Genomic DNA, 22,910 nt, shown 5'->3' on the forward strand with positions numbered 1-22,910 from the left:
CCGGTCCGAGGCCATCCGCCCTACGCGAGCGGGCCCGAGGCCGCGCCGGTGGCCGCCTCGAGGATCGCGCCGGATCGGACCAGGCCGAGGACGGCCTCGATCTCCGGGGCCAGGTAACGGTCGGTTCCCGGCCCCTCGGCGACGGTCCGGATGACGGTGCGCACTGCCGTCGAAACGGGGGAGGACTGTGCGGTGGCGAGGCCGCCGTCGCGCATGTCCAGCGCGCGGGCGCTGGTGAGGAGTTCGACGGCGAGGACGCGCTCCAGCCCGTCGATGGCGCGCCGCAGCTTCAGTCCGGCGGCCCATCCCATGGACACGTGGTCCTCCTGCATGGCGGAGCTCGGGATCGAGTCGACCGAGGCGGGCACGGCGAGGCGCTTGAGCTCGGAGACGATTCCGGCCTGCGTGTACTGCGCGATCATGTGTCCCGAATCGACGCCGGGATCGTCGGCGAGGAACGCGTTGAGCCCGTGGCTGCGGGACTTGTCCAGGAACCGGTCCGTCCGCCGCTCGGAGATGGAGGCGAGGTCCGCCACGGCGATGGCCAGGAAGTCCAGCGCGTAGCCCACCGGCGCGCCGTGGAAGTTTCCGTTGGACTCGACGCGGCCGTCCACGGTCACGACGGGGTTGTCGATGGCCGAGGCCAGCTCGTAGCCGGCGACGGACTCCGCGTGGTCCAGCGTGGCGCGCACGGCGCCGTGGACCTGCGGGGCGCAGCGCAGGGAGTAGGCGTCCTGGACGCGCGTGAAGGCGTGGTCGCCGTGCTTTTGGGCCTCGACCAGCGCCGATCCCGCCAGGGTCGCCCGCATGTTGGCGGCGGAGGCGATCTGTCCCGGATGCGGGCGCAGCGCGTGCAGGTCCTCGGCGAAGACGGCGTCCGTTCCGAGCAGCCCCTCCACGCTCATGGCTGCCGAGACATCCGCCGTCGTGACGAGGCGGCGGAGGTCCGCGGCGGCCATCAGCAGCATCCCGAGCATGCCGTCGGTTCCGTTGATGAGCGCCAGGCCCTCCTTCTCCGCGAGGACGATCGGCTCCAGCCCGGCGGCGGTCAGGGCCTCGGCGGCGTCCACGAGTCGACCGTCGGCGGTGCGGACCTGGCCCTCGCCCATGGCGGCCAGCGCGCAGTGGGACAACGGCGCCAGGTCGCCGGAGCATCCCAGCGATCCGTACTCGCCGACGACGGGCGTGATCCCGGCGTTCAACAGCCTGGCGTAGGCCCGCGCGACGGCGGGGCGGACGCCCGTGCGGCCCGTGGCCATGGTGTGGAGTCGGTTGAGCATCAACCCGCGGACCACCTCGCGGTCCACCTCGGCGCCCGAGGATGCGGCGTGCGACCGAATCAGCGATCGCTGCAGCTGGGCGCGGAGCTCCAGCGGGATCTGCTTGGTGGCCAGGGCGCCGAAGCCCGTGGACACGCCGTAGTGCGGGCGGGTGTCCGTCGCCAGGTCGTCGATGACGGCGCGCGAGCGGGTCATGGCGTCCAGGGATTCGGGGGAAAGTTCGATCCGGGCATCGTGCCGGGCGACCGCCACGACGTCGGCGGGGGCGAGTGGCGACGGGGAGAGCAGGACGGTGGCGGGGGTGCTGGAATCGACGGGGTTCATGTTCTCTTTCGGGACGGCATGGAATTTCAAGCAATAAAACGAACGAACCATCCTATGAAACAACACGTTGCCTCACTTGGTCAACGGCTCATGCTTGCCGACAGGTGAAATGAATGTTCTACTGGTTGCAACATATTCTCGACCATGGAGGCATGATGGACGTCACAACGAAGCCCGACGCGACCACCCGCAGCGCGGACCGCGTGCTCGGCCTGTTGCGCGTCGTCTGCGAACACGACGGCGTCAAGCTCGCCGACGCGGCCAAGGAAATGGATCTGTCACCGTCCACCGCGCTGCGTCTTTTGCGCACGCTGGAGGCCAACGGTTTTGCCACGCGGCGCGACGACGGCCTGTACCGCCCGGGCTACCGGATGGTGCAACTCGGCGTCGAGGCGCTCAGCCACGAGTCGTTGGTCGCGACGTCGCGGCGCACGCTCGCCGCTCTCGTGGCCGAAAGCGGCGAGTCGGCCTACCTGAGTGTCGCGGCCGACAACGGCGACGGCCTGTATTTGGCCATCGAGGAGGGCACCCACACCGTTCGCCACGTGAACTGGGTGGGACGCACGTTCCCGCTCGAGGGCAGCGCGGCCGGAGCGGCCCTGTTGGGCCGCGTCCAGGCGGGGACGTTCACCGCCGTTGCCGACGCCGTCGAATCAGACATCACCGCGGTTGCCGCCCCGGTGATGGCCGGCAGCCGGGTCGTGGCGGCGCTGAGCATAGTGGCGCCCAGCTACCGAACCGACGAAAGCACGGCCGCGCGGCTCGGGGCGATGGTCGCCTCGAGCGCGGCATCCCTTTTCGCCTCACCCTGACCCACCCATTCCACCGACCACTTCGCCGGCGTTCCCCGCGCCGCGGCCCACGAAAGGCAGATTCCCATGAGCTTCACCCAGCACGATCCCTCCCGCGTCATCCGGGCCGCGCGCGGCACCACCCTGACCGCCAAGTCGTGGCAGACCGAGGCGCCGCTGCGCATGCTGATGAACAACCTCGACCCAGAGGTCGCCGAGCGCCCCGAGGACCTCGTGGTCTACGGCGGCACGGGCCGCGCCGCCCGCTCCTGGGAGGCGTACGACGCGATCACGCGCACGCTGGAGAGCCTCGAGGACAACGAGACGCTGCTGGTCCAGTCCGGCAAGCCGGTCGGCGTGTTCACCACGAACAAGTGGGCCCCGCGTGTCCTGATCGCCAACTCCAACCTCGTGGGGGACTGGGCCAACTGGCCCGCGTTCCGCAAGCTCGAGGCCGAGGGCCTGATGATGTACGGCCAGATGACCGCCGGGTCCTGGATCTACATCGGCACCCAAGGCATCCTGCAGGGAACCTACGAGACGTTCGCCGCCATCGGGCGGAAGCTCTACGCGGACGACGGCGGCACGCTCGCCGGCACGCTGACGCTCACCGGCGGCTGCGGCGGAATGGGCGGCGCCCAGCCGCTGGCGGTCACCCTGAACGGCGGCGCGTGCCTGATCGTCGACGTCTCCGAGGACCGGCTCCGCCGTCGGCTCGGAAAGCGCTACCTCGACGACGTCGACACGGACCTCGACTCCGCGCTGGGGAAGGTCCTGACCGCCAAGAGCGAGCGCCGCGCACTCTCCGTCGGCTACGTCGGAAACGCCGCCGAGGTCTTCCCCGAGCTCCTCCGCCGCCAGCTGGCCGGCGAGATCGCGATCGACATCGTCACCGACCAGACCAGCGCCCACGACCCGCTGAGCTACCTGCCCGTCGAATACACGGTCGAGGCGTGGGACGCGGAGGCGAAGGCGGACGCCATCGGCTTCACCAAGAAGGCCCAGCAGTCGATGGCCGCGCACGTCGAGGCCATGGTCGGCTTCCAGGATGCCGGTGCCGAGGTCTTCGACTACGGCAACTCGATTCGCGACGAGGCCCGCCAGGGCGGCTACGAGCGTGCCTTCGAGTTCCCCGGCTTCGTCCCGGCGTACATCCGCCCGCTCTTCTGCGAGGGCCTCGGCCCGTTCCGCTGGGTCGCGCTCTCCGGGGACCCCGAGGACATCCGCGTCACCGACGAGGCCCTTAAAGAACTCTTCCCGGAGAACGCGCACCTCCACCGCTGGCTGGACGCCGCGGCCGAGCACGTCGAGTTCGAGGGCCTGCCCGCGCGCATCTGCTGGCTCGGCTACGGCGACCGCGCCAAGGCCGGGCTGCTGTTCAACCGCCTCGTCGCCGAGGGCAAGGTCTCCGCGCCGATCGTGATCGGCCGCGACCACCTCGATTCCGGCTCCGTGGCGTCCCCCTACCGCGAGACCGAGGCCATGAAGGACGGCTCGGACGCGATCGCCGACTGGCCCCTGCTCAACGCCCTGACCGCCGCGTCCTCCGGAGCCACCTGGGTCTCCATCCACCACGGCGGCGGTGTCGGCATCGGCCGCTCCATCCACGCCGGACAGGTCTCGGTCGCGGACGGCACCGAACTCGCCGCAGCCAAGCTGGAGGCGCTGTTGACCAACGACCCCGGCATGGGTGTCATCCGACACGTCGACGCCGGCTACGAACGCGCGATCGAGGTCGCCGCCGAGCGGGGCGTCCGCGTCCCGATGGCGAATTAGGGAGGGGCCGGTTCCATGTCGGAAATCAACAGCACCGATCTCGAGCAAGACCGCACTGCCGTGAAGCCGCGCGGCACCTGGCGCTTCTTCGTCTACAGCCTCATCGGCGTCTTCATGTTCTTCGTGCCGATCGACATCGGTGGCAAGGAGACCATCCCGCTCGACCATCTGGTCGGTTGGATCATCGCCGGCCTCGGCGAGGCGGTGCGATTCGTGGCCCTCGGGCTGATCGTCGCCGGAACCATCTACCCCTTCGCCTCCGGCCGCTGGCGCCAGTCGCCAATCAAGACCGTGTTCGCGTTCCTCAACATCCTCGGCCTGGCAACGGGCACCATGCTGGTGCTCAACGCGGGGCCGGCGCTGCTCTTCGAACCCGATCTGGGCCCGTTCCTGTTCGACAAGCTCGTCGTCCCCGTGGGTATGATCGTCCCGGTCGGGGCCATCTTCCTGGCGTTGCTGGTGGGCTACGGACTGATGGAGTTCGTGGGCGTGATGGTCCAGCGCGTGATGCGCCCCATCTGGCGCACGCCGGGACGTTCGGCGGTCGACGCCGTTGCCTCCTTCGTGGGTAGCTACTCGCTCGGACTGCTGATCACCGACCGGATGTACCAGTCCGGACGCTACACCGCCCGGGAATCCTCCATCATCGCCACCGGGTTCTCCACCGTCTCGGTGACGTTCATGCTGATCGTGGCCAAGACGCTGGACCTCATGCACCTGTGGCTGCCCTACTTCTTCCTCACCTTCGCGGTCACCTTCCTGGTCACCGCCATCGTCGTGCGGCTTCCCCCGCTGAGCCGGATCACTGACGAATACCACCCGGGCTCCGACGCATCCCCGGAGGAGAAGGTCACCGGCCGCCGCCTGGCCACCGCCTGGAACGAGGCGATGAAGACACTCGCGGGCGCACCCTCGCTGGGACGGAACCTCTGGACGAATTTCCGCGACGGGCTGCTCATGGCCATGGCGATCCTGCCCTCGATCCTCTCGGTCGGCCTGATCGGACTGCTGCTCGCGCGCTTCACGCCGGTCTTCGACTGGCTGGGCTACCTGTTCCTGCCGATCACCTGGGCCGTCGGCCTGCCCGACCCGATGCTGGCGGCCAAGGCCTCCGCCGTGGGGATCGCCGAGATGTTCCTGCCGGCCACGGTGGTCGCCGGGCACGAGTCCGAGTACCTGCGCCTGGTCATCGGCGTGGTCTGCGTGTCGGCGATCATCTTCTTCTCCGCCCTGGTGCCCTGCATCCTGGCCACCCAAATTCCGTTGAAGGTCTGGCAGCTCGTGGTCATCTGGGCCCAGCGCGTCGCCCTGACCCTGCTCATCGCCAGCCCCATCGCCTTCCTGATGGTCGGCAGATAGGACACATGGACGTGCCCACGAACACCGTAAACTCCCTGCTCGCCGCGATCGCGGACACCGGGCGCGACGGGCGGCGCGGCGGCTACTCCCGCCCGGTCTTCTCCTCCGCCGAGCTGGGCCTGCGCGAATGGTTCCAGGCCGAGGCCGCCGCTCGCGGGCTCGAGGTCTCCACCGATGCCCACGGCATCATCTGGGCGTGGTGGGACCTGCCCGGAACCGCGGACGGCGGGGACCCGCGCCGCGGTGCGCTCGTGACGGGATCCCACCTGGATTCGGTTCCCGGCGGCGGGGCCTTCGACGGCCCGCTCGGCGTTGCCAGCGCGCTGGCCGCCTTCGATCTGTTGGCCGAACGCGAGGCGGCCGGCGCAGTGGTCCGCCACCGGGCGATGGCCATCGCGGTCTTCCCCGAGGAGGAGGGGTCGCGCTTCGGCGTGGCCTGCCTGGGATCGCGCCTGCTCACCGGGGCCATCGACCCCGCACGCGCACTGCGGCTGCGCGACGCCGACGGCAACACGCTCGCGGACGTCGCACGGGCCAACGGGTTGGACCCCGACCGCTTCGGCCGCGACGAGGCCACCTTGGCGCGGATCGGGGACTTCGTCGAGCTGCACGTCGAGCAGGGCCGCGGACTGAATTCCGCCGAGCACACGGACCACGCGGGGCGGGGGCCGGCCATCGCGGTCGGGGACACCATTCTGGGCCACGGCCGCTGGCGGCTCTCCTTCTCCGGTCAAGGCAACCACGCGGGCACCACGCTCATGGCCGACCGCGCGGACCCCATGGTCGCCGCCGCCCAATGCGTGGTGGCAGTGCGCAAGACGGGCGCCGCCCAAGACAACGCCCGCGCCACCGTCGGCAGGCTCGAGCCGGTCCCCGGCGGCACCAACGTGATCGCCTCGCGTGTGGATCTTTGGCTCGACGTGCGGCACCCGGACGATGCGATCACCGCCCGATTGGTGGAATCGATCCACGGCCAGGCGCAGAAGATCGCGGCGTTCGAGGGCTGCCGCGTCGTCCTCACCGAGGAATCGTTCTCCAACACCGTGCATTTCGACGCCGGCCTGTCCCGATCCCTCGCCCAGTCGGTCCGGCGCCGCGAACCGGCGGCGCCGCTGCTTCCCACGGGAGCGGGGCACGACGCTGGAGTGCTCGCCGCCGAGGTCCCCTCCGGCATGGTGTACGTGCGCAATCCCTCCGGCATCAGCCACTCGCCCGAGGAATTTGTGGAAGAGGACGACGCCGAAGCCGGGGTCCTCGCCCTCGCCGACGCACTGGAGGACCTGCTGTGAGCGCCAGCGACGAAGTAGCCGGCGGTGTCGCCAACGGCGCGTCCGGCCGCCCCGCGGTCCGCGTTCCGGCGCCGGTGAACGCCCACTCGCACGCCTTCCACCGGATCCTGCGCGGGCGAACCCACGAGGGCGCGGACGGGGGAGCGGGCACGTTCTGGACCTGGCGCGAACACATGTATGCCGCCGCCCACCGGCTCACGCCGGCGGCGTACGAGCAGTTGGCCACCGCGGTCTACGCGGAGATGGCGACCGCGGGATACGGCGCGGTGGGCGAATTCCACTATCTGCACCACCAAGCGGACGGCACACCCTACGGCGGGGACGGCGCCCGCCGCGACGGCGGACACGCCATGGAACTGGCGCTCGGACGGGCAGCGCTGTCCGTGGGCATCCGCCTGGTGCTGCTGGACACCTGCTACCTGCAGGGCGGGCTGGCCGCCGACGGTTCGGCGCTGCCCCTGGACGAGACGCAGCGGCGCTTCAGCGACGGCACCGCCGCCGGCTGGCTGGAGCGCCACGCGCGGCTCGGACACGCGTTGGCCACGCTGGATGCCGGTCGCGGCCTGCTGACCCTGGGTGCCGCGATCCACTCGGTGCGCGCCGTCTCCGCCGGCGACCTGGCCGAAATCGCCGCGGGTCTGGATCCCGCCACCCCCTTGCACGTGCACCTTTCCGAGCAGCCCGCCGAAAACGAGGCGTGCGTTGCCGCCCATGGGTTGACGCCCACGGCGTTGCTCGGGAGTGCCGGGTTGTTGGGCGGCCGGCTGTCTGCCGTGCATGCCACCCATCTGACGGAATCCGACGTTGTCGACCTGGGCGCGGCGCGCGCAGGCGTCGTCTTCTGCCCCACGACCGAGGCCGACCTAGGCGACGGGATCGGACCGGCCCGCGAACTGGCCGACGCCGGCGCGGTCCTGTCCCTGGGCAGCGACCAGCACGCTGTGCTGGATCCCTATCTGGAACAGCGCTCGCTCGAGCACGGCGAACGGTTGCGCAGCGGCCAACGCGGGCGCTTCTCCCCGGCGCAAATCTCCCGTGCCGCGCGCGAGGGCGGGCTGCGGTCGCTGGGACTCGGGGAGAACGGGGACCACCTGCTGGTGCGCACAGACACCGTGCGCACGATCGGTTCGCGGCCGGCCCAACTGCCCCTGACGGCCACGGCAGCCGACGTCGCGGAAGTCCACATCAACGGGGAACTGGTCGCGACGGACGGGATCCACGTCCGTCTGGGGGACCCCGCCGCCCTGTACGCCGCCTTCTTCGCCGAACACCCGGAGTTTTCATGAGCACCACGCTGATCACCAACCTGTCGGAGATCTTCACGGCCGACGCCGCCCAGTCCACAGTGCGTGATGGCGCACTCCTCATGGACGGCGACCGCATTTCCTGGATCGGGCCGGCCGCGGATGCGCCCGCGGCCGGCACCGTGCTCGACGCGGACGGACGCGCGGCGCTGCCGGGCTGGGTTGACTCGCACACCCACCTGGTCTTCGCCGGGGACCGGGGCGACGAATTCGTCGCCAGGATGGCCGGGCAGGATTATGCCGCCGGGGGGATCGCCGTGACCACCGCGGCCACCACGACGACTCCGGACGACGAACTGTTCGCCCTTGTCGCCCGCCGCGCCGCCGAGGCCGTGGCCGGGGGCACGACGTACCTCGAAACGAAGACCGGATACGGACTGACCGTGGCGGAGGAGACCCGCCATGCCCGGATTGCCGCCGAGGTCGTCGACGCGGTCACCTATTTGGGCGCCCACCTGGTGCCGGCCGGCATGGACGCCCAGGAATACACGGACCTGGTCTGCGGGGAGATGCTTGCGGGCGTACTCCCGCACGTGCGCTTCGCCGACGTCTTTTGCGAACGCGGCGCGTTTGACGAGGCGCAATCGCGGCAGGTGCTCGCGGCGTGTGCGGCGGCGGGGTTGGGGCTGAAGGTCCACGGCAACCAGCTCGGACCCGGCCCGGGGGTGCGCCTGGCCGTGGAGTTCGGCGCCCAGAGCGTGGACCACGTCAACTATTTGGACGCGGCCGACGTCGACTCGCTCGCCGGATCGTGGAGTGGATGGGATCCGGCCACGCGGTCCGGCACCCCCGGCACCGTCGCGACGTGCCTGCCGGCCTGCGACCTCTCGACCCGCCAGCCCCTCGCGCCCGGCAGGGAGCTGTTGGACGCCGGGGTGCGGATCGCGCTGGCCTCGAACTGCAACCCGGGTACTTCCTATACGACGTCGATGGCGTTCTGCGTGGCGACGGCCGTGCTGCAGATGCGCCTGGACATCGGCGAGGCGATCACCGCGGCAACATACGGTGGCGCGCTGGCGCTCGGCGTGCAGGATGAAGTCGGCTCGCTCGAGGTGGGAAAGCGCGCGGACCTGCAGCTGCTCGACGCACCCAGCGTCTCGCATTTGGCCTACCGGCCCGGGATGCGGCTCACCGGCCCCGTTTTCCGGGCGGGTGCGCTGGCGGCGGGTGCGATCTAGCGATCGGCTGGCGCGGCGGCGGTCAGGAGCGGGGCCCGCCGCGTGATAAACAGGAGCCATGGCTAACACCGCATTCAAGGGAACTCCCGTACAGACCATTGGCGACCTGCCCGCGCAGGGCGCCCCGGCCCCGGACTTCACGCTGACGGGAGCGGACCTGACCGACGTCGCCAGCGCCGACCTGGCCGGCCGCCGTCTGGTCCTCAACATCTTCCCCAGCGTCGATACCGGCGTCTGCGCCGCCAGCGTGCGGAAGTTCAACGAGCTCGCCGGCGGACTCCAGAACGCCACCGTGGTCTGCGCCTCGGCGGACCTGCCGTTCGCGCTGGGCCGCTTCTGCGGTGCGGAGGGCCTGGAGAACGTCGTTTCAGCGTCCACCTTCCGCTCCGACTTCGCCGAGGCCTACGGCGTGAAGATGGTCAACGGCCCGCTGGCGGGACTGAACGCACGCTCGGTCGTCGTCGTCGACACCGATGGGACGGTCCTGCACTCCGAACTCGTCTCGGACATCACGGTGGAGCCGAACTACGACGCCGCCATCGCGGCGCTGAACTAACCGCGGCCCTGCAGTAGCGCTTCGAGGCAGGGTCCGTCCGGGAAACCGGGCGGGCCCTGTGCGCTGTTCCGCCGCCCGCTACGATCGTTGGCATGGACAGCACCGGATCCCTTGCCGCCTCCGCGGCCGGCCGCCAAGCCGGCGCGCGGCCGCCGGCGTCCCGCCGCTGGATCGCGTTCGAGATCGCACTGGTCCTCGGATTGTCCCTCGGACAGTCCGCGGTCTACGCCGCGGTCAGCCTCCTGGACAAGTTGAGCCGGGCCCCGCTGGGCGGGCAGACGACCAGCATGAACAACCCGCTGAGCGAGCGTCCCCTCTTCGACCTGACTTACCAAATGTTGGACATCGTGTTCGCCCTGGTCCCCGTGGCGCTGGTTTTCTTCCTATTTGCCCAAGCGGGAACCAATGGGTTCCGGGCCATGGGTCTGGACTTCCGGAGGCCTTGGCGCGATCTGGGGTGGGGTTTCGGGCTGTTCGCCGTGATCGGCGCGGGAACGCTGGGCGTCTACGCCGCGGGCCGGGCTTTGGGGGCGACCACGGCCATCGTGCCGTCCGCCCTGGAACCCTACTGGTGGACCATACCGGTCCTGGTGCTGTCCGCGGTGCGCCACGGCCTCCTCGAGGAAACGGTGGCCGTCGGCTACCTCTTCGACAGGTTGCGCCGTCTGGCGTGGGGCCCGTGGGCCGTGGTGGTCGCCAGCGCGATCCTGCGCGGAAGCTACCACCTCTACCAGGGTTTCGGCCCGTTCGTGGGGAACTTCCTGATGGGGCTGGTCTTCGGGTGGTTGTACCTCAAGTACCGCCGGGTAATGCCCCTGGTCATCGCCCACGCGTTGCTCGATACGGCCGGGTTCGTCGGCTACGCGCTGATCGGACCGGCGATCGGGCTGGGCACCTAGCTCAAGCAGTTCACCTCGGTTAAGCGGCGCGGGCCGGACAGCGGATGTCCGGCCCGCACTTCGTGTCCCGCGGTCCTGTCCGCAAGGTCCCGTCCCGCTACAGCGTGATCGATCCCTTGGGGGTCTCGAAGGTCACGGACATGATGCCCGGCGTCCCGTTGGGCGCCTGCCACTCGACGTCCACTCCCTCCAGGGGGCTCTGCTCCGGCGTTCCCAGCCATTCGCGCACCCGCTCCCTGGAGCCGGCGATGCTGATCCGGGAGATCCGCCCCACCGGCTCCAGCGCGCGAGACGGGTGCAGGTTCTCGGTTCCGTCGTCCCAGCGCAACATGTAGGGCACCTGCGGGTCCGCGATGAGCCCCTTGATGCCGATCTGCTGCCACGTCAGTTCCTGGCCGTCCGGGAACTTCCGGTTCCCGGGAACCGAGGACCGGCCGAGCCGCTCCTCGAAGGGGGCCAGGTCGTCGACGGCGACGCACCAGCCCATCCATCCTCCGCCCATTTCCGACCGCGCACGCACGGCCTGGCCGAACGGAGCCTTGTCAGAGGCCGGGTGCGCGAGCACCTCGACGACCTCCAGGTATTGGTTGTTCAGCAACGGGAAAATGACATTCCGTGTGCCGAACCGGGGATGCACGCCGCCCTTGACGGACTCGATCCCCAGAGTGTCTTTGATGCGGTCGGCGGTGGCCGCCAACCCATCCTGTCCGCAAGCGTATGAAACGTGGTCCAACCTCATGTGCCCATGATGGCACTTTGTGAGGTGCGTCTCGACTTAGGTTGTCCTTACTTGAGCCGAAGGCTGTGTCAAACCCCGTCATATTCGCCGGGCGTCGCTTGCGGGGCGCGGCGGCATCCGCGAAACTGTTCTACAGGTCATGAGTGCCAGCGCGAAACCCCGGTTTGCTGGCCGGCAACCCTCCACTCGCGGTGGGGTGCCCCGGGTGAGGACCGGGCTCGGCGCCAAGCGTGGCGCGGGGCAAGCGCGGGTCGGTTCCGGGCGGCGTCACACTCCGTGTGGCAACTCCGTTTGGTGCGGCCCCTCAGACGAAAGAGGAGCACCACAATGTCCACCAACTGGTCCTTTGAGACGCGCCAGATCCACGCGGGACAAACACCCGACGCGGCAACCGGGGCGCGCGCCCTGCCGATCTACCAGACGACGTCGTTCGTCTTCCCGAGCGCGGAGAGCGCGGCGGCGCGGTTCGCGCTACAGGAACTCGCGCCCATCTACACGCGCATCGGCAATCCCACGGCCGAGGCCGTGGAAAACCGCATCGCCGACCTCGAGGGCGGCGTCGGCGCTCTCCTCCTGGCCTCCGGCCAGGCCGCCACGACCTTCGCGATCCTGAACGTCGCCGAGTCGGGCGACCACATCGTGGCCAGCCCGAGCCTCTACGGCGGGACGCAGAACCTGTTCAAGCACACGCTGCGTCGATTGGGCATCGAGACGACGTTCGTCGAGGATCCCGACAACCTCGAACACTGGCGCGCGGCGGTCCGGCCGAACACCAAGGCCTTCTTCGGCGAGGTGGTTTCGAATCCCCGTCAGGACGTGCTGGACATCGAGGGCCTCGCCGCCGCGGCCCACGAGGCCGGCGTCCCGCTCATCGTGGACAACACGCTGGCGACTCCGTACCTGATCCGCCCCATCGAATGGGGCGCGGACATCGTTGTGCACTCGGCCACCAAGTACCTCGGCGGGCACGGAACCGCGATCGCCGGTGTGATCGTGGACTCCGGCAACTTCGACTTCGCGCGGGACCCCGAGCGGTTCCCGACGTTCAACACGCCGGACGAGTCCTACAACGGGTTGGTGTTCGCCCGCGACCTCGGCGTCGGCGGCGCCCTCGGAGCCAACCTGGCCTACATCCTGAAGGCCCGCGTCCAACTGCTGCGGGACCTCGGTTCCGCGGCGGCCCCGCTGAACGCGTTCCTGATCGCCCAGGGCCTGGAAACGCTGAGCCTGCGTATGGAGCGCCACGTCTCCAACGCGCAGAAGGTCGCCGAATGGCTTCAGGCGCGGGAGTCCGTCCGCTCCGTGGCCTTCGCCGGCCTGCCGTCGAGCCCGTGGTTCGAACGGGGGCGCAAGTACGGACCGCGCGGCACCGGCGCGATCGTCGCGTTCGACCTGGAGGGCGGCGCGGAAGCGGGACAGGCCTTCGTCGACGGGCTGGAACTGCACTCCAACGTGGCCAACATCGGCGACGTCCGTTCGCTGGTCATCCACCCGGCGTCGACGACCCACGCGCAGTTGGGCGAGGCCGAGCGGGCCGCCGCCGGGGTCACTCCCGGGCTGGTGCGGTTGTCGGTCGGCTTGGAGCACGTCGATGACATCATCGCCGACCTGTTGGCCGGGTTCGACGCCGTCCGCCGGGCCGCGCCCTCGGACCTGCAGGCGGCCCGGTGACCCTCGACTTCAACGCGACGTCGGAGCGCGCCGCTCCGAACGCCGTCGGTCCGCGGACCGACGGCGTTCCGCGGACCCTGCGCACCGGCGCCTTCGATTTCGAGACGGGCGGCTGGCTGCCCGAGCTCGTCATCGGATACGAAACGTGGGGCCGGTTGAACGCCGACGCGTCCAACGCCGTCCTGCTGCAGCACGCCCTCACGGGGGACCCGCACGTCGCCCGCGGGGACTCTGACGAACCCGGCTGGTGGGACGGATTCGTCGGGCCCGGCAAGACGTTGGACACCGACCGCTACTTCGTCGTGGCCGCCAACATGGTCGGCGGTTGCAACGGGACCTCCGGGCCGTCCAGCCCGGATCCGGACGGCGCGCCCTGGGGGTCGCGCTTCCCGTTCACCACGGTCCGCGATTCCGTCCGCGCCGAGGCGCGCTTGGCCGACGCCCTCGGCGTCGCCCGCTGGCACAGCGTGATCGGGGGCTCCCTCGGAGGTGCCAGGGCGCTGGAATGGGCCGCCGAGTTCCCCGGGCGGGTCGGGGCGTGCGTGGTCATCGCCGCCGCGGCCGAGGCGAGTGCGGAACAGATCGCCTTCGCGCAGGCGCAGACCGCCGCGATCCGCCTTGACCCCCATTTCGCCGGTGGCGACTACTACGGCGGGACGGCGCCGGTCGCCGGGCTCGGGTTGGCCCGGCGCATCGCCCACATCACCTACCGCTCCGAACCGGAACTCGACGTCCGTTTCGGGCGGCGGCCGCAGCCGGGCGAGGAGCCACTCGGGTCGGCGACCATGGAACGCGGTCGCTACCAGGTCGAGAGCTACCTCGACCACCAGGCGGCGAAGCTGTCGGGGCGGTTCGACGCGAACAGCTACCTGGTGCTGACGGAGTCGCTGATGAGCCACGACGTCGGCCGTGGGCGCGGGGGAGTCGATGCGGCTCTCGCGGGGCTCGGCTCCGTCGAATTCGTCGTTGCGGCGGTCGACAGCGACCGGCTGTACTGGCCGGCGCAGTCGGAGCGGCTGGCGGCCGCGCTGCCCGGACGGCCCGCGGTCCGCTACATCGCTTCTCCGCTGGGGCACGACGGGTTCCTCACGGACATCGAGCAGCTCGACGGGGGGCTTCGCGGATCGCTGTACGGGCAACCGACGCGAAACGATTGAAGCGTCAACCTTGACTGTGGTTCAATGGAACCATGAGCGAATCGTCTTCGAACCCCGTAGTTGTCTGGTCCCGTCCCGAATCGGAGCGGGCCGGAACGCCCCTGCTGGTGGCCTTCCACGGCTATCTGTCCAACGAGGCGGACCTGATGGGGCTCGCCCCGCTGCTCCCGGAGGCGTTCACGATCGCCTCCGTGCGGGCGCCGCACGCGCTCGGCCCCGGGTTCACCTGGTTCCCGCTGATGCACGAGCCCGACTTCTCCGTGGACAAGGTCGAGAAGTCCGTGGCCGATGTCTGGGCGTGGCTCGACACCGTCCGCGGGAACCACTCGTCGGTGACGTTGTTGGGCTTTTCCATGGGCATGGCCGTGGCCACCAGCGCGCTGCGCCACCGCCCGAGCGACGTCGCCGCCGTCGTCGGACTCTCCGGCTTCGCGGTGCCCGCCACGGGCAGCGACTTCTTTGACGACGCCGGGGTCAAGGCCGCCGGCACGCCGCTGTTCTGGGGTCGGGGCCAGGCGGACCAGGTCATCACCGAGGACAAGATCGCGTTCACCCACGACTGGGCGACCGAGAACACCCATCTGACCAAGATGCTCTACGCGGGCATGCAGCACAGCATTTCCCAGCCGGAGATGGGCCACGTCTCCGAGTTCCTGCGCCGGGCCGTCCTCGACGCCCGCGAGGCCCCCGTCGGCTAGGGGACTAGCCCTGTTCGACGACGATGACCTCGCCGTTGACCTCCACGGTGTCTCCGGCGCGGAGCTGGCGCCCCCGGCGCGTCTCGATCTCGCCGTTGACCTTCACCAGCCCGTTCTCCACGAATTCCTTGGCCTGGATTCCGTCCTCCGCCAGGGAGGAAAGCTTCAGCAGCTGGCCGAGGCGGATGGATTCGTCGCGGATCTGAACGGGTGCGGGTTCGGGAATGCTCATGGACCCATCATCCGGCAGTTGGCGCCGTCGCGCGAACGCGGCCGGTTTGCCGCCCCGCCGGCGTGCATCCGCGTAACATGGTGAGTCGATGAGCACCCGGAAACCTGCCCCCACCGCCCCGCACTCCCAGGGCTCCGCGCGCCCCGCAGCGGGATCGATCCCCACGTGGCTCGGCCTCGGCCTCGCGCTCGCGGCGGGAACCATCATTCCCCTCCAGGGCAGGGTCAACGGCGCCCTGGGATTCACGATGGAGGATCCCATCGGCGCGGCGGGCATCAGCTTCGGCGTCGGCCTGACGGTGCTGATAGCCGCGACGGCGTTGCTGCCCCGCGGACGAGCGGGGTGGCGGGCGATGCGCCGGGCGGTCGGTCGCCGGGAGTTTCCCCGCTGGTACCTCGGGGCGGGGGTCCTGGGCGCCTACCTGGTGGTCGGCCAGACCACGTCCGTGCCGCTGATCGGCATCGCACTGTTCACCCTGGCCATTGTCACCGGCCAGACTTTCAGCGGGCTCCTCGTGGACCGCATCGGCTTCGGTCCCGGGGGCCGGCGCCCCGTTTCCGGTTGGCGCCTCGCGGCGTCGGTCCTGATGGTGGGATCCGTCCTGTGGGCCGTGTCCCCGCGCATGGAGGCCACGCAGGTGGCCATCTGGCTCCTTCCGGTGTTGCTGCCGCTCAGCGCCGGGCTCTTCATCGGGTTCCAACAGGCCATGAACGGCGTCCAGGCGGCCACCTACGGAACCCCGATCACAGCGACCCTGATGAACTTCGCGGCCGGGGGCGCCGCGCTCTGCGCCGCGTGGGCGGTGAAGGCCGCCGTCGTCGGGCCCTCCCATCCGTTGCCGACCGAATGGTGGTACTACACGGGCGGGCTATTCGGCGTCGTCTTCATCGCCGTCGGCGCGGTGCTGGTCAGAACGCTCGGCGTTCTCCTCTCGGGTCTGTGCATGATCGCGGGACAGCTCCTCGGATCGCTGGCCCTGGACCTGCTGGTGCCGACGCCGGGAACCATCGTCGAGACGGCGACCGTGCTGGGGACGTTGCTCACGCTCGTGGCCGTCGTCACCGCCGCCCTGCCCGGCATGAGGGGGCGCACGGGCCGCGCCTGAGCGTCCGCCGATGCGCGCCCGCCCGCCCGCCCGCGCTAGGCTGGATGCGAATTGTTCCCCCGTTACGGACCGCAACCAGCGGCCACGTGAACCTTTGGAGTATTAATCTATGGCGCCACAATCCAAGCTCGATCAGGTCATTTCCCTCGCCAAGCGGCGCGGATTCGTGTTCCAGGCGGGTGAGATCTACGGCGGATCCCGCTCCGCGTGGGACTACGGGCCACTGGGCACCGAGTTGAAGGAAAACATCAAGCGGGAATGGTGGCAGACCTTCATCCGCGGGCGCGAGGACATGGTGGGGCTCGATTCCTCCGTCATCTTGCCGAAGGCGGTCTGGGAGGCCTCCGGCCACGTCGCGACGTTCACCGACCCGCTGGTCGAGTGCACCAAGTGCCACAAGCGCCACCGTCAGGACCACCTGCTCGAGGCCTTCGAGGCCAAGAAGAAGCGCGCCCCGCAGGAGGGCATGTCGGAAATCGTGTGCCCGGACTGCGGCACCAAGGGCGCGTGGACCGAACCCCAGCTCTTCTCCGGGCTGGTCAAGACATTCCTCGGCCCCGTGGACAACGAGGCCGGACTGCACTTCCTCCGCCCCGAGACGGCGCAGGGTATCTTCGTGAACTTCAACAACGTGCTCACGGTCTCGCGGAAGAAGCCGCCGTTCGGCATCGGCCAGATCGGCAAGGCGTTCCGCAACGAAATCACCCCCGGAAACTTCATTTTCCGCACCCGCGAGTTCGAGCAGATGGAGATCGAGTTCTTCACCGCGCCCGAGGACGCCGAGGGATGGTTCAAGGAGTGGGTGGAGATCTGCTGGGCCTGGTTCATGGACCTGGGCATCAACCCCGAGAACATGCGACGCTTCGACGTCCCTGAGGACGAGCGCGCCCACTACTCGGCCGGGACGATCGACTTCGAGTACAAGTTTGGCTTCCAGGGATCCGAGTGGGGCGAGCTCATGGGCGTCGCCAACCGCACGGACTACGACCTCGGCTCGCACAGCAAGGGGTCCGGCACCGAGTTGAGCTTCTTCAACCAGGCCTCGGGCGAGCGCTTCACGCCGTACGTCATCGAGCCGTCGTTCGGTCTCACCCGCTCGATGATGGCCTTCCTCGTGGACGCATACACCGAGGACGAGGCTCCGAACGCCAAGGGCGGCGTCGACAAGCGCACCGTCCTGCGCCTGGATCCGCGTCTGGCTCCGGTCAAGGCGGCCGTGTTGCCGCTGAGCCGCAACGAGGAGCTCTCGCCCAAGGCCAAGGCGCTGGCCTCCGAGCTGCGCAAGCACTGGAACATCGACTTCGACGACGCCGGGGCGATCGGCCGTCGGTACCGCCGCCAGGACGAGATCGGCACGCCGTTCTGCATCACGGTCGACTTCGACACCCTCGAGGACAATGCGGTGACGATCCGCGAACGCGACACCATGTCGCAGGAACGCGTGGCGCTTGACCAGGTCAAGTCCTACCTCGCCGCACGCCTGCTGGGCGCATAGCACGGGAACCGGCGCCGGGCCCGCCGAAGATCATCGGCGGGCCCGGCGCGTTCCACAGCAAGATCTACACAGGAGCAGAATGACCAACCTGAACTACCGCCCATGGCGCGACGGCGACGACCTGGCGCTGCTGCAGCTCTGGGGGGACCCCTCGACCCCGCAGGCCCACATCGACCGCACTATGCTGCGTCCCTCCTCGGACGACCCGTGGGCACGCACGCTGGTGGCCGACGACCACGGCGTCCCCGTCGCGGCGGCCACGGTCTTCGAATCCTCGCTGCATCCGGACCGGCTGTGGTTCTTCGCCGAGGTCGCGTCCGGCCACCGCCGCCAGGGAATCGCCACGGAGCTGCTGCGGCGCCTGCGTGCCGAACCGGCGCCGTCGGGCGTCACCGCGCTGAAGTCCCGGTACACCGTCGAGGGCGCGGAGGCCGAGGCTGCGCACGCCTTCACCGGCGCGGTTGGCCAGAAGCCCATTCAGCGTTCGCGCGCCGTCGTGGTGGAACCCGGTGGGCTGAAGCTCCCGACGTTCGACGAGGAGGGCCTCACGCTCGAGGAATCGGCCACGGGATCCGTCGAGCTCACGCAGCTGGTTGCCGACTTCTACAATGCGGTGCACGACTGGGACCGATCCGAGATGACACTGGGCCGGGCACAGACCATGCTGCTCGGCGACGCGACGGGGGCCAAGGGCGCCGTCGTCCTGCGCGACAAGCCCAAGGAACTCGGCGGGAAGATCCTCTCGTTCGCCGTCAGCTACGAGCCCGACCGCGTCGACGCCCCGGCGGACGTGCTGATGGGCTGGGACCCGTCGCTGTCCGACGCCTCCGCGCGCGAAGCGCTGGTCAACCTTCTGGCCATGTTGGCGCACCAGTACCCGGTCAAGCTCGAGGTGGACGACGCGATGGTCCCGCTCCACGACCTCGTAGATTCGTTGATGGCGGCCGGCCAAGCGACCGTGGTCACCACCACGCACATCGTCAGCACGGACTAGGGGAGCAGGGTGGGGCACAGCCACGGGCACGGCGGAGAGACCATCGCGGATCCGGTTCGCCGGCGTCGCGCCACCATCATCCTCGCCTCGATCCTGTTGCCATTGGCGCTGCTGACCGGTGTCGGCGTCCTCGCGTTGTGGCCCGGTCCGGCCGAGGACCGCGTGACGCTCGGCGATCCGTACTCGGCGGCCGCCGGCGTCGTTTTCACGACCGGTACCGTGCAGAAAACGGTCCTCGAGGAGTGCCCGTCCGCGGGCGCGACGGAGGACGCCGGGGGAACGGCCCAGCAGTGCGAGGTGTCGTATGTCCTGCCGTCGGCAGGCGGGAGCGCGGTCCCCGTCGAGGTTCCGCCCGAGATCGTGGCGTCCGACGGCGTGTCGGCGGGAGACCAGGTACGGTACCTGGACCTGCGTGGGGCCGTGACGGGCTCCGCGGCGCCGTACGTTTTCGTGGATTTCGTCAGGACCGCACCCATTTTGCTGCTCGCGACGCTGTACGCCGTCGTCGTCTGTGCCGTGGCGCGGTGGCGCGGCTTCCGGGCCCTGCTGGGGCTGGGTGGTGCCTACGCGGTGTTGTCCGCATTCATGCTCCCTGCGCTGGTCGAGGGCAAGCCGCCGCTGTTGGTGGGACTGGTCGGATGCTCCGTGATCATGTTCGCCGTGCTGTATTTCGCACATGGATTCACCGCGCGCACCACGACGGCGCTCTTGGGAACGCTGTTCGGACTGCTGGTCACGGCGCTGCTGGCGGCGTGGGCGACCGGCGCCGCCCACCTCACCGGTGTCGGCGACGACAACGCCTACACGCTGATCAACCAGGTTCCGCAACTCAATCTTTCCGGCGTCATCCTGTGTGGTCTACTGGTCGCCGGACTGGGCGTGCTGAACGACGTGACGATTACACAGTCGTCCGCGGTCTGGGAGTTGGCCGAGGCGTCTCCCCATCGGCCCGCGGGGGAGCTGTTCACCTCGGCCATGCGCATTGGACGAGACCATATTGCGTCCACCGTGTATACGATCGCCTTCGCCTATGCCGGAGCCGCGTTGCCGGTCCTGATCCTGGTGAGTCTGTACGATCGGGCGCTGCTCGATACGTTCACGAGTGGCGAGTTGGCCGAGGAAGTGGTCCGGACACTCGTCGGTTCCATCGGGCTGGTGTTGGCCATCCCCGTGACGACGGCGATCGCGGTGGCGGTCGTGAAGGCGGTGGGCCATGGCAGGGGCCGCCGCGGTACGGCGGCCGCACCCAACGCTCCGGACGGTGCCACCGGCCCGAGCGAGGAACGAACCGCCGGCGTCGCTGCGTGGGACGCGGATCCGACCGTCCCGACGCAGCGCGCCCGCCGCCCTGTCCCGTCCCCACCGGTTCGGCGAGACCGCGCGAAATTGTCGAGTCCCCCTGAAAGTCCGGGCGGTCTCGAGAAATAGGGGCGGTGTCGATGGGTGGTGCCGCCAGCCAGCGGGCACGTTTCCACCGACCGCATCTACTGTTCGCCGATTTGCGCCGTCTTGAGACAATGGGGGGGTGACCGTTATTTCCTCCGATTCCCACACGCCTGCGAAGCTCGAGTTGCCGCCCCTGAGGCTGGGCAAGCTCGTCGTCGACGTGCCCGTGGTGCTCGCGCCGATGGCGGGCATCACCAACAAGGCCTTCCGCCGCCTATGCCGCGAATACGGCGGCGGTCTTTACGTGGCCGAAATGGTCACTTCCCGTGCCCTCGTGGAGCGCAACGACATGTCCATGCGCATCATCTCCCACGATGAGGACGAATCGGTCCGTTCTGTGCAGCTTTACGGCGTCGATCCCAAAACCGTGGGCGCCGCCGTCCGCATGCTGGTCGACGAGGACCGCGCGGACCACATCGATCTCAACTTCGGTTGCCCCGTCCCCAAGGTAACCCGCCGCGGAGGAGGGTCTGCGCTCCCTTGGAAAACCGACCTGTTCACGGCGATCGTCCAGGCGGCTACGCGTGAGGCCGCACGCGGCGACATTCCCTTGACGATCAAGATGCGCAAGGGTATCGACGACGACCACCTCACATTCATCGAGGCAGGCAAGATCGCCCGGGACGCGGGCGTGGCCGCGGTGACACTGCACGGACGCACGGCCAGCCAGTTCTACTCCGGCAAGGCGGACTGGGCCGCCATCGCGGAACTCCGCGAGGCACTGCCGGACGTTCCCGTGCTTGGAAACGGCGACATCTGGAGCGCCGAGGACGCATTGCGCATGGTCGAGCAGACCGGAGTCGATGGCGTCGTTATCGGCCGTGGCTGCCAGGGTCGCCCGTGGCTGTTCGGTGACCTCCAAGCCGCTTTCGAGGGCTCGGACCATCGGTTCCGCCCGGGCCTCAAGGAAGTGGCCGACAGCTTCCACCGCCATGCCGAACTCCTCGTCGACTACTTCGCGGACGAAGGCAAGGCCCTGCGGGACATCCGCAAGCACGTCGCCTGGTACTTCAAGGGCTACATGGTCGGCGGTGAGTTGCGTGCGGCGCTGGCTTCCGTGCCGAGTCTCGAGGTACTGCGTGAACTCCTCTCGCAGCTCGACGCCGATGCGCCCTACCCGGGAGTCGACGCAGAAGGCCCCCGCGGGCGCGCGGGTTCGCCCAAGCGAACGACCCTGCCGGACGGCTGGCTGAACAGCCGAGAGTTGAGCGCGGACCACAAGTCGATGATCGCGGCGGCGGAGCTGGATGTCTCCGGTGGCTGATCCCCGCGCGGAGCGGACCGACGGCGCGGTGTCCCGACTCGCGCCGGGCTACACGCCCTACGACGAGGAACGATGGGTTCCCGAACCGCCTAAGAAGGCGTACCGGACCAGTTTCGAGCGCGACCGGGCGCGCGTCCTCCATTCCTCGGCCTTGCGCAGGTTGGGCGCGAAGACGCAAGTAGTCGCCCCGTATTCCGACGACTTCGTCCGCACGCGGCTCACCCACTCGCTTGAGGTCGCGCAGGTGGGCAGGGAACTCGGGGGAACACTCGGTTGCGACCGCGATGTCGTCGACACGGCGTGCCTTGCGCACGACCTTGGGCACCCTCCATTCGGCCACAATGGCGAGAAGGCCCTCAACAAGCTCTCCCAGAACATCGGAGGCTTCGAGGGCAACGCCCAGACCCTGCGCCTGCTCAGCAGGCTCGAAACCAAGACGTTCCGACACACGGGAGATTCGGCCGGCCTGAACCTCACGAGGGCGACCCTTGACGCCGCAACGAAGTACCCCTGGCGACGCGTCGACGCGCCCATGAAGAACGGCAAGACGACGAAGAAATTCGGTGTCTACGAGGACGACCGACCGATCTTCGACTGGCTTCGCTCCGGCAACGACGACGGGGCGCACGGGGCCGCCTCCGAGCCTCGCCAGACGTGCATCGAGGCCCAGGTCATGGACCTCGCCGACGATATCTCCTATTCCGTGCACGACGTTGAGGATGCCATCGTTGCGGGCCGATTCCAGCTGCGCTGGATCCGGGATCCGGACCAACGGGCGAGAGTGGTCGATTACACGCGCCGCTGGTACCTGCCGGACGAGTCCGACGACACGATCGACGCCGCTCTGGCGCGTCTCGAGGCCACCCCGGAGTGGGTGCCCCACACCGACGGGTCACGCCGAGCCATGGCCGCGCTGAAGGACATGACCAGCCAATTCATCGGCAGGTTCTCCCAATCCGCTTTGGACGCCACCCGCGCGGAGTTCGGGCCCGACCGGCTGACCAGGTTCAACGGGCGACTGCTGGTTCCGGTCGAGACAGAGCACGAGATCGCCGCCATGAAGGGCCTTGCGACCGCCTACGTCATGACCAGCGAGGAACGGCAGCCGATCTACCAGCGCCAACAAGAGGTGTTGGCCGACCTCGTGGGCCTGCTTGAGGAAACCGGCGACCGCTACCTGGAGCCGATGTTCGCCGCCGACTGGAGGGATGCCGCCGACGACGCCGGACGGCTCCGCGTCGTCATTGACCAAGTTGCCTCACTGACGGATGGCTCCGCCATTGAATGGCACGCGACGCTGGTTCAAGGGCATTCGTTCAGCAGCGAACTGTTCTGATTTTGGACGTCGTCCGA

At 69.2% G+C, this 22,910-nt stretch carries 20 protein-coding genes and 1 riboswitch; of the genes, 17 read left to right on the top strand and 3 right to left on the bottom strand.

The features are described 5' to 3' along the window. Nucleotides 1–20: 20 nt before the first annotated feature. Nucleotides 21–1,604 carry a histidine ammonia-lyase gene (gene hutH, locus ACHAAJ_RS00245; RefSeq protein ID WP_435725805.1) on the bottom strand — a complete coding sequence of 528 codons (1,584 nt, stop codon included), beginning with the start codon at nucleotides 1,602–1,604 and terminating at the stop codon, nucleotides 21–23. A 155-nt stretch (nucleotides 1,605–1,759) separates the two neighbouring features. On the opposite strand from hutH, the gene ACHAAJ_RS00250 reads away from it, so the two are divergent. From ACHAAJ_RS00250 to ACHAAJ_RS00285, 8 genes are all read left to right on the top strand, one after another. Beyond that, on the top strand, nucleotides 1,760–2,416 hold the full coding sequence (locus ACHAAJ_RS00250; protein ID WP_435725806.1) for an IclR family transcriptional regulator: 657 nt from the start codon (nucleotides 1,760–1,762) through the stop codon (nucleotides 2,414–2,416). 66 nt (nucleotides 2,417–2,482) lie between these two features. Further along, complete coding sequence (gene hutU / locus ACHAAJ_RS00255; protein WP_435725807.1) at nucleotides 2,483–4,171, top strand: urocanate hydratase; 1,689 nt, start codon at nucleotides 2,483–2,485, stop codon at nucleotides 4,169–4,171. 15 nt (nucleotides 4,172–4,186) lie between these two features. After that, complete coding sequence (locus tag ACHAAJ_RS00260; protein ID WP_435725808.1) at nucleotides 4,187–5,530, top strand: YjiH family protein; 1,344 nt, start codon at nucleotides 4,187–4,189, stop codon at nucleotides 5,528–5,530. A gap of 11 nt (nucleotides 5,531–5,541) precedes the next feature. Beyond that, nucleotides 5,542–6,819, top strand: a complete 1,278-nt coding sequence (locus ACHAAJ_RS00265) for an allantoate amidohydrolase (protein WP_435725809.1) — start codon at nucleotides 5,542–5,544, stop codon at nucleotides 6,817–6,819. Continuing rightward, a complete protein-coding gene (locus ACHAAJ_RS00270) occupies nucleotides 6,816–8,105 on the top strand; it encodes a formimidoylglutamate deiminase (protein WP_435725810.1) in 1,290 nt (429 codons plus the stop codon). Before ACHAAJ_RS00265 ends, ACHAAJ_RS00270 begins: the two co-directional genes overlap by 4 nt. Further along, complete coding sequence (gene hutI, locus ACHAAJ_RS00275; protein WP_435725811.1) at nucleotides 8,102–9,301, top strand: imidazolonepropionase; 1,200 nt, start codon at nucleotides 8,102–8,104, stop codon at nucleotides 9,299–9,301. The genes ACHAAJ_RS00270 and hutI overlap by 4 nt, the downstream gene beginning before the upstream one ends. A gap of 58 nt (nucleotides 9,302–9,359) precedes the next feature. Beyond that, nucleotides 9,360–9,857 carry a thiol peroxidase gene (gene tpx / locus ACHAAJ_RS00280; protein ID WP_435725812.1) on the top strand — a complete coding sequence of 166 codons (498 nt, stop codon included), beginning with the start codon at nucleotides 9,360–9,362 and terminating at the stop codon, nucleotides 9,855–9,857. Between the two features lie 92 nt (nucleotides 9,858–9,949). Then, a complete protein-coding gene (locus tag ACHAAJ_RS00285) occupies nucleotides 9,950–10,756 on the top strand; it encodes a CPBP family intramembrane glutamic endopeptidase (protein WP_435725813.1) in 807 nt (268 codons plus the stop codon). A gap of 97 nt (nucleotides 10,757–10,853) precedes the next feature. On the opposite strand, the gene ACHAAJ_RS00290 is transcribed toward ACHAAJ_RS00285, so the two are convergent. Then, nucleotides 10,854–11,495: a VOC family protein gene (locus tag ACHAAJ_RS00290; RefSeq protein ID WP_435725814.1), complete on the bottom strand. Its 642-nt coding sequence runs from the start codon at nucleotides 11,493–11,495 to the stop codon at nucleotides 10,854–10,856. Nucleotides 11,496–11,630: 135 nt separating this feature from the next. Further along, nucleotides 11,631–11,748: riboswitch (SAM riboswitch) on the top strand. A gap of 74 nt (nucleotides 11,749–11,822) precedes the next feature. On the opposite strand from ACHAAJ_RS00290, the gene ACHAAJ_RS00295 reads away from it, so the two are divergent. From ACHAAJ_RS00295 to ACHAAJ_RS00305, 3 genes are all read left to right on the top strand, one after another. Further along, the gene (locus ACHAAJ_RS00295) at nucleotides 11,823–13,166 is read left to right on the top strand and encodes a bifunctional o-acetylhomoserine/o-acetylserine sulfhydrylase (RefSeq protein ID WP_435725815.1); all 1,344 of its coding nucleotides are present in this window, start codon (nucleotides 11,823–11,825) and stop codon (nucleotides 13,164–13,166) included. 77 nt (nucleotides 13,167–13,243) lie between these two features. Then, nucleotides 13,244–14,323 carry a homoserine O-acetyltransferase MetX gene (gene metX, locus ACHAAJ_RS00300; RefSeq protein WP_435726216.1) on the top strand — a complete coding sequence of 360 codons (1,080 nt, stop codon included), beginning with the start codon at nucleotides 13,244–13,246 and terminating at the stop codon, nucleotides 14,321–14,323. Nucleotides 14,324–14,355: 32 nt separating this feature from the next. After that, nucleotides 14,356–15,021: an alpha/beta hydrolase gene (locus ACHAAJ_RS00305; protein ID WP_435725816.1), complete on the top strand. Its 666-nt coding sequence runs from the start codon at nucleotides 14,356–14,358 to the stop codon at nucleotides 15,019–15,021. Between the two features lie 4 nt (nucleotides 15,022–15,025). Here the strand turns inward: ACHAAJ_RS00305 and ACHAAJ_RS00310 are convergent, their stop codons facing one another. Beyond that, nucleotides 15,026–15,253 (bottom strand): RNA-binding S4 domain-containing protein, encoded by a 228-nt coding sequence (locus ACHAAJ_RS00310; RefSeq protein ID WP_435725817.1) that lies wholly within the window; start codon nucleotides 15,251–15,253, stop codon nucleotides 15,026–15,028. Between the two features lie 88 nt (nucleotides 15,254–15,341). On the opposite strand from ACHAAJ_RS00310, the gene ACHAAJ_RS00315 reads away from it, so the two are divergent. The 6 genes from ACHAAJ_RS00315 to ACHAAJ_RS00340 all read left to right on the top strand — a co-directional run bounded on the left by ACHAAJ_RS00315 (nucleotide 15,342) and on the right by ACHAAJ_RS00340 (nucleotide 22,893). Further along, a complete protein-coding gene (locus tag ACHAAJ_RS00315; RefSeq protein ID WP_435725818.1) occupies nucleotides 15,342–16,358 on the top strand; it encodes a DMT family transporter in 1,017 nt (338 codons plus the stop codon). A 109-nt stretch (nucleotides 16,359–16,467) separates the two neighbouring features. Beyond that, nucleotides 16,468–17,853 carry a glycine--tRNA ligase gene (locus ACHAAJ_RS00320; RefSeq protein WP_435725819.1) on the top strand — a complete coding sequence of 462 codons (1,386 nt, stop codon included), beginning with the start codon at nucleotides 16,468–16,470 and terminating at the stop codon, nucleotides 17,851–17,853. A 79-nt stretch (nucleotides 17,854–17,932) separates the two neighbouring features. After that, nucleotides 17,933–18,847 (top strand): GNAT family N-acetyltransferase, encoded by a 915-nt coding sequence (locus ACHAAJ_RS00325; RefSeq protein ID WP_435725820.1) that lies wholly within the window; start codon nucleotides 17,933–17,935, stop codon nucleotides 18,845–18,847. Between the two features lie 9 nt (nucleotides 18,848–18,856). After that, the gene (locus ACHAAJ_RS00330) at nucleotides 18,857–20,275 is read left to right on the top strand and encodes a YibE/F family protein (RefSeq protein ID WP_435725821.1); all 1,419 of its coding nucleotides are present in this window, start codon (nucleotides 18,857–18,859) and stop codon (nucleotides 20,273–20,275) included. Nucleotides 20,276–20,381: 106 nt separating this feature from the next. After that, nucleotides 20,382–21,557: a tRNA dihydrouridine synthase DusB gene (gene dusB / locus ACHAAJ_RS00335; RefSeq protein ID WP_435726217.1), complete on the top strand. Its 1,176-nt coding sequence runs from the start codon at nucleotides 20,382–20,384 to the stop codon at nucleotides 21,555–21,557. Further along, complete coding sequence (locus tag ACHAAJ_RS00340) at nucleotides 21,541–22,893, top strand: deoxyguanosinetriphosphate triphosphohydrolase (protein ID WP_435725822.1); 1,353 nt, start codon at nucleotides 21,541–21,543, stop codon at nucleotides 22,891–22,893. Before dusB ends, ACHAAJ_RS00340 begins: the two co-directional genes overlap by 17 nt. The last annotated feature ends 17 nt before the right edge of the window (nucleotides 22,894–22,910 follow it).

The organism is Arthrobacter arnarulunnguaqae (assembly GCF_051262515.1).
Classification (GTDB): Bacteria; Actinomycetota; Actinomycetes; order Actinomycetales; family Micrococcaceae; genus Arthrobacter_N.

Coding starts and splice junctions, on each gene's coding strand:
- hutH (WP_435725805.1), bottom strand. CDS start 1,604: ATGAACCCCGTCGATTCCAGCACCCCCGCCACCGTCCTGCTCTCCCCG.
- ACHAAJ_RS00250 (WP_435725806.1), top strand. CDS start 1,760: ATGGACGTCACAACGAAGCCCGACGCGACCACCCGCAGCGCGGACCGC.
- hutU (WP_435725807.1), top strand. CDS start 2,483: ATGAGCTTCACCCAGCACGATCCCTCCCGCGTCATCCGGGCCGCGCGC.
- ACHAAJ_RS00260 (WP_435725808.1), top strand. CDS start 4,187: ATGTCGGAAATCAACAGCACCGATCTCGAGCAAGACCGCACTGCCGTG.
- hutI (WP_435725811.1), top strand. CDS start 8,102: ATGAGCACCACGCTGATCACCAACCTGTCGGAGATCTTCACGGCCGAC.
- tpx (WP_435725812.1), top strand. CDS start 9,360: ATGGCTAACACCGCATTCAAGGGAACTCCCGTACAGACCATTGGCGAC.
- ACHAAJ_RS00285 (WP_435725813.1), top strand. CDS start 9,950: ATGGACAGCACCGGATCCCTTGCCGCCTCCGCGGCCGGCCGCCAAGCC.
- ACHAAJ_RS00290 (WP_435725814.1), bottom strand. CDS start 11,495: ATGAGGTTGGACCACGTTTCATACGCTTGCGGACAGGATGGGTTGGCG.
- ACHAAJ_RS00295 (WP_435725815.1), top strand. CDS start 11,823: ATGTCCACCAACTGGTCCTTTGAGACGCGCCAGATCCACGCGGGACAA.
- ACHAAJ_RS00305 (WP_435725816.1), top strand. CDS start 14,356: ATGAGCGAATCGTCTTCGAACCCCGTAGTTGTCTGGTCCCGTCCCGAA.
- ACHAAJ_RS00310 (WP_435725817.1), bottom strand. CDS start 15,253: ATGAGCATTCCCGAACCCGCACCCGTTCAGATCCGCGACGAATCCATC.
- ACHAAJ_RS00315 (WP_435725818.1), top strand. CDS start 15,342: ATGAGCACCCGGAAACCTGCCCCCACCGCCCCGCACTCCCAGGGCTCC.
- ACHAAJ_RS00320 (WP_435725819.1), top strand. CDS start 16,468: ATGGCGCCACAATCCAAGCTCGATCAGGTCATTTCCCTCGCCAAGCGG.
- ACHAAJ_RS00325 (WP_435725820.1), top strand. CDS start 17,933: ATGACCAACCTGAACTACCGCCCATGGCGCGACGGCGACGACCTGGCG.
- ACHAAJ_RS00340 (WP_435725822.1), top strand. CDS start 21,541: ATGTCTCCGGTGGCTGATCCCCGCGCGGAGCGGACCGACGGCGCGGTG.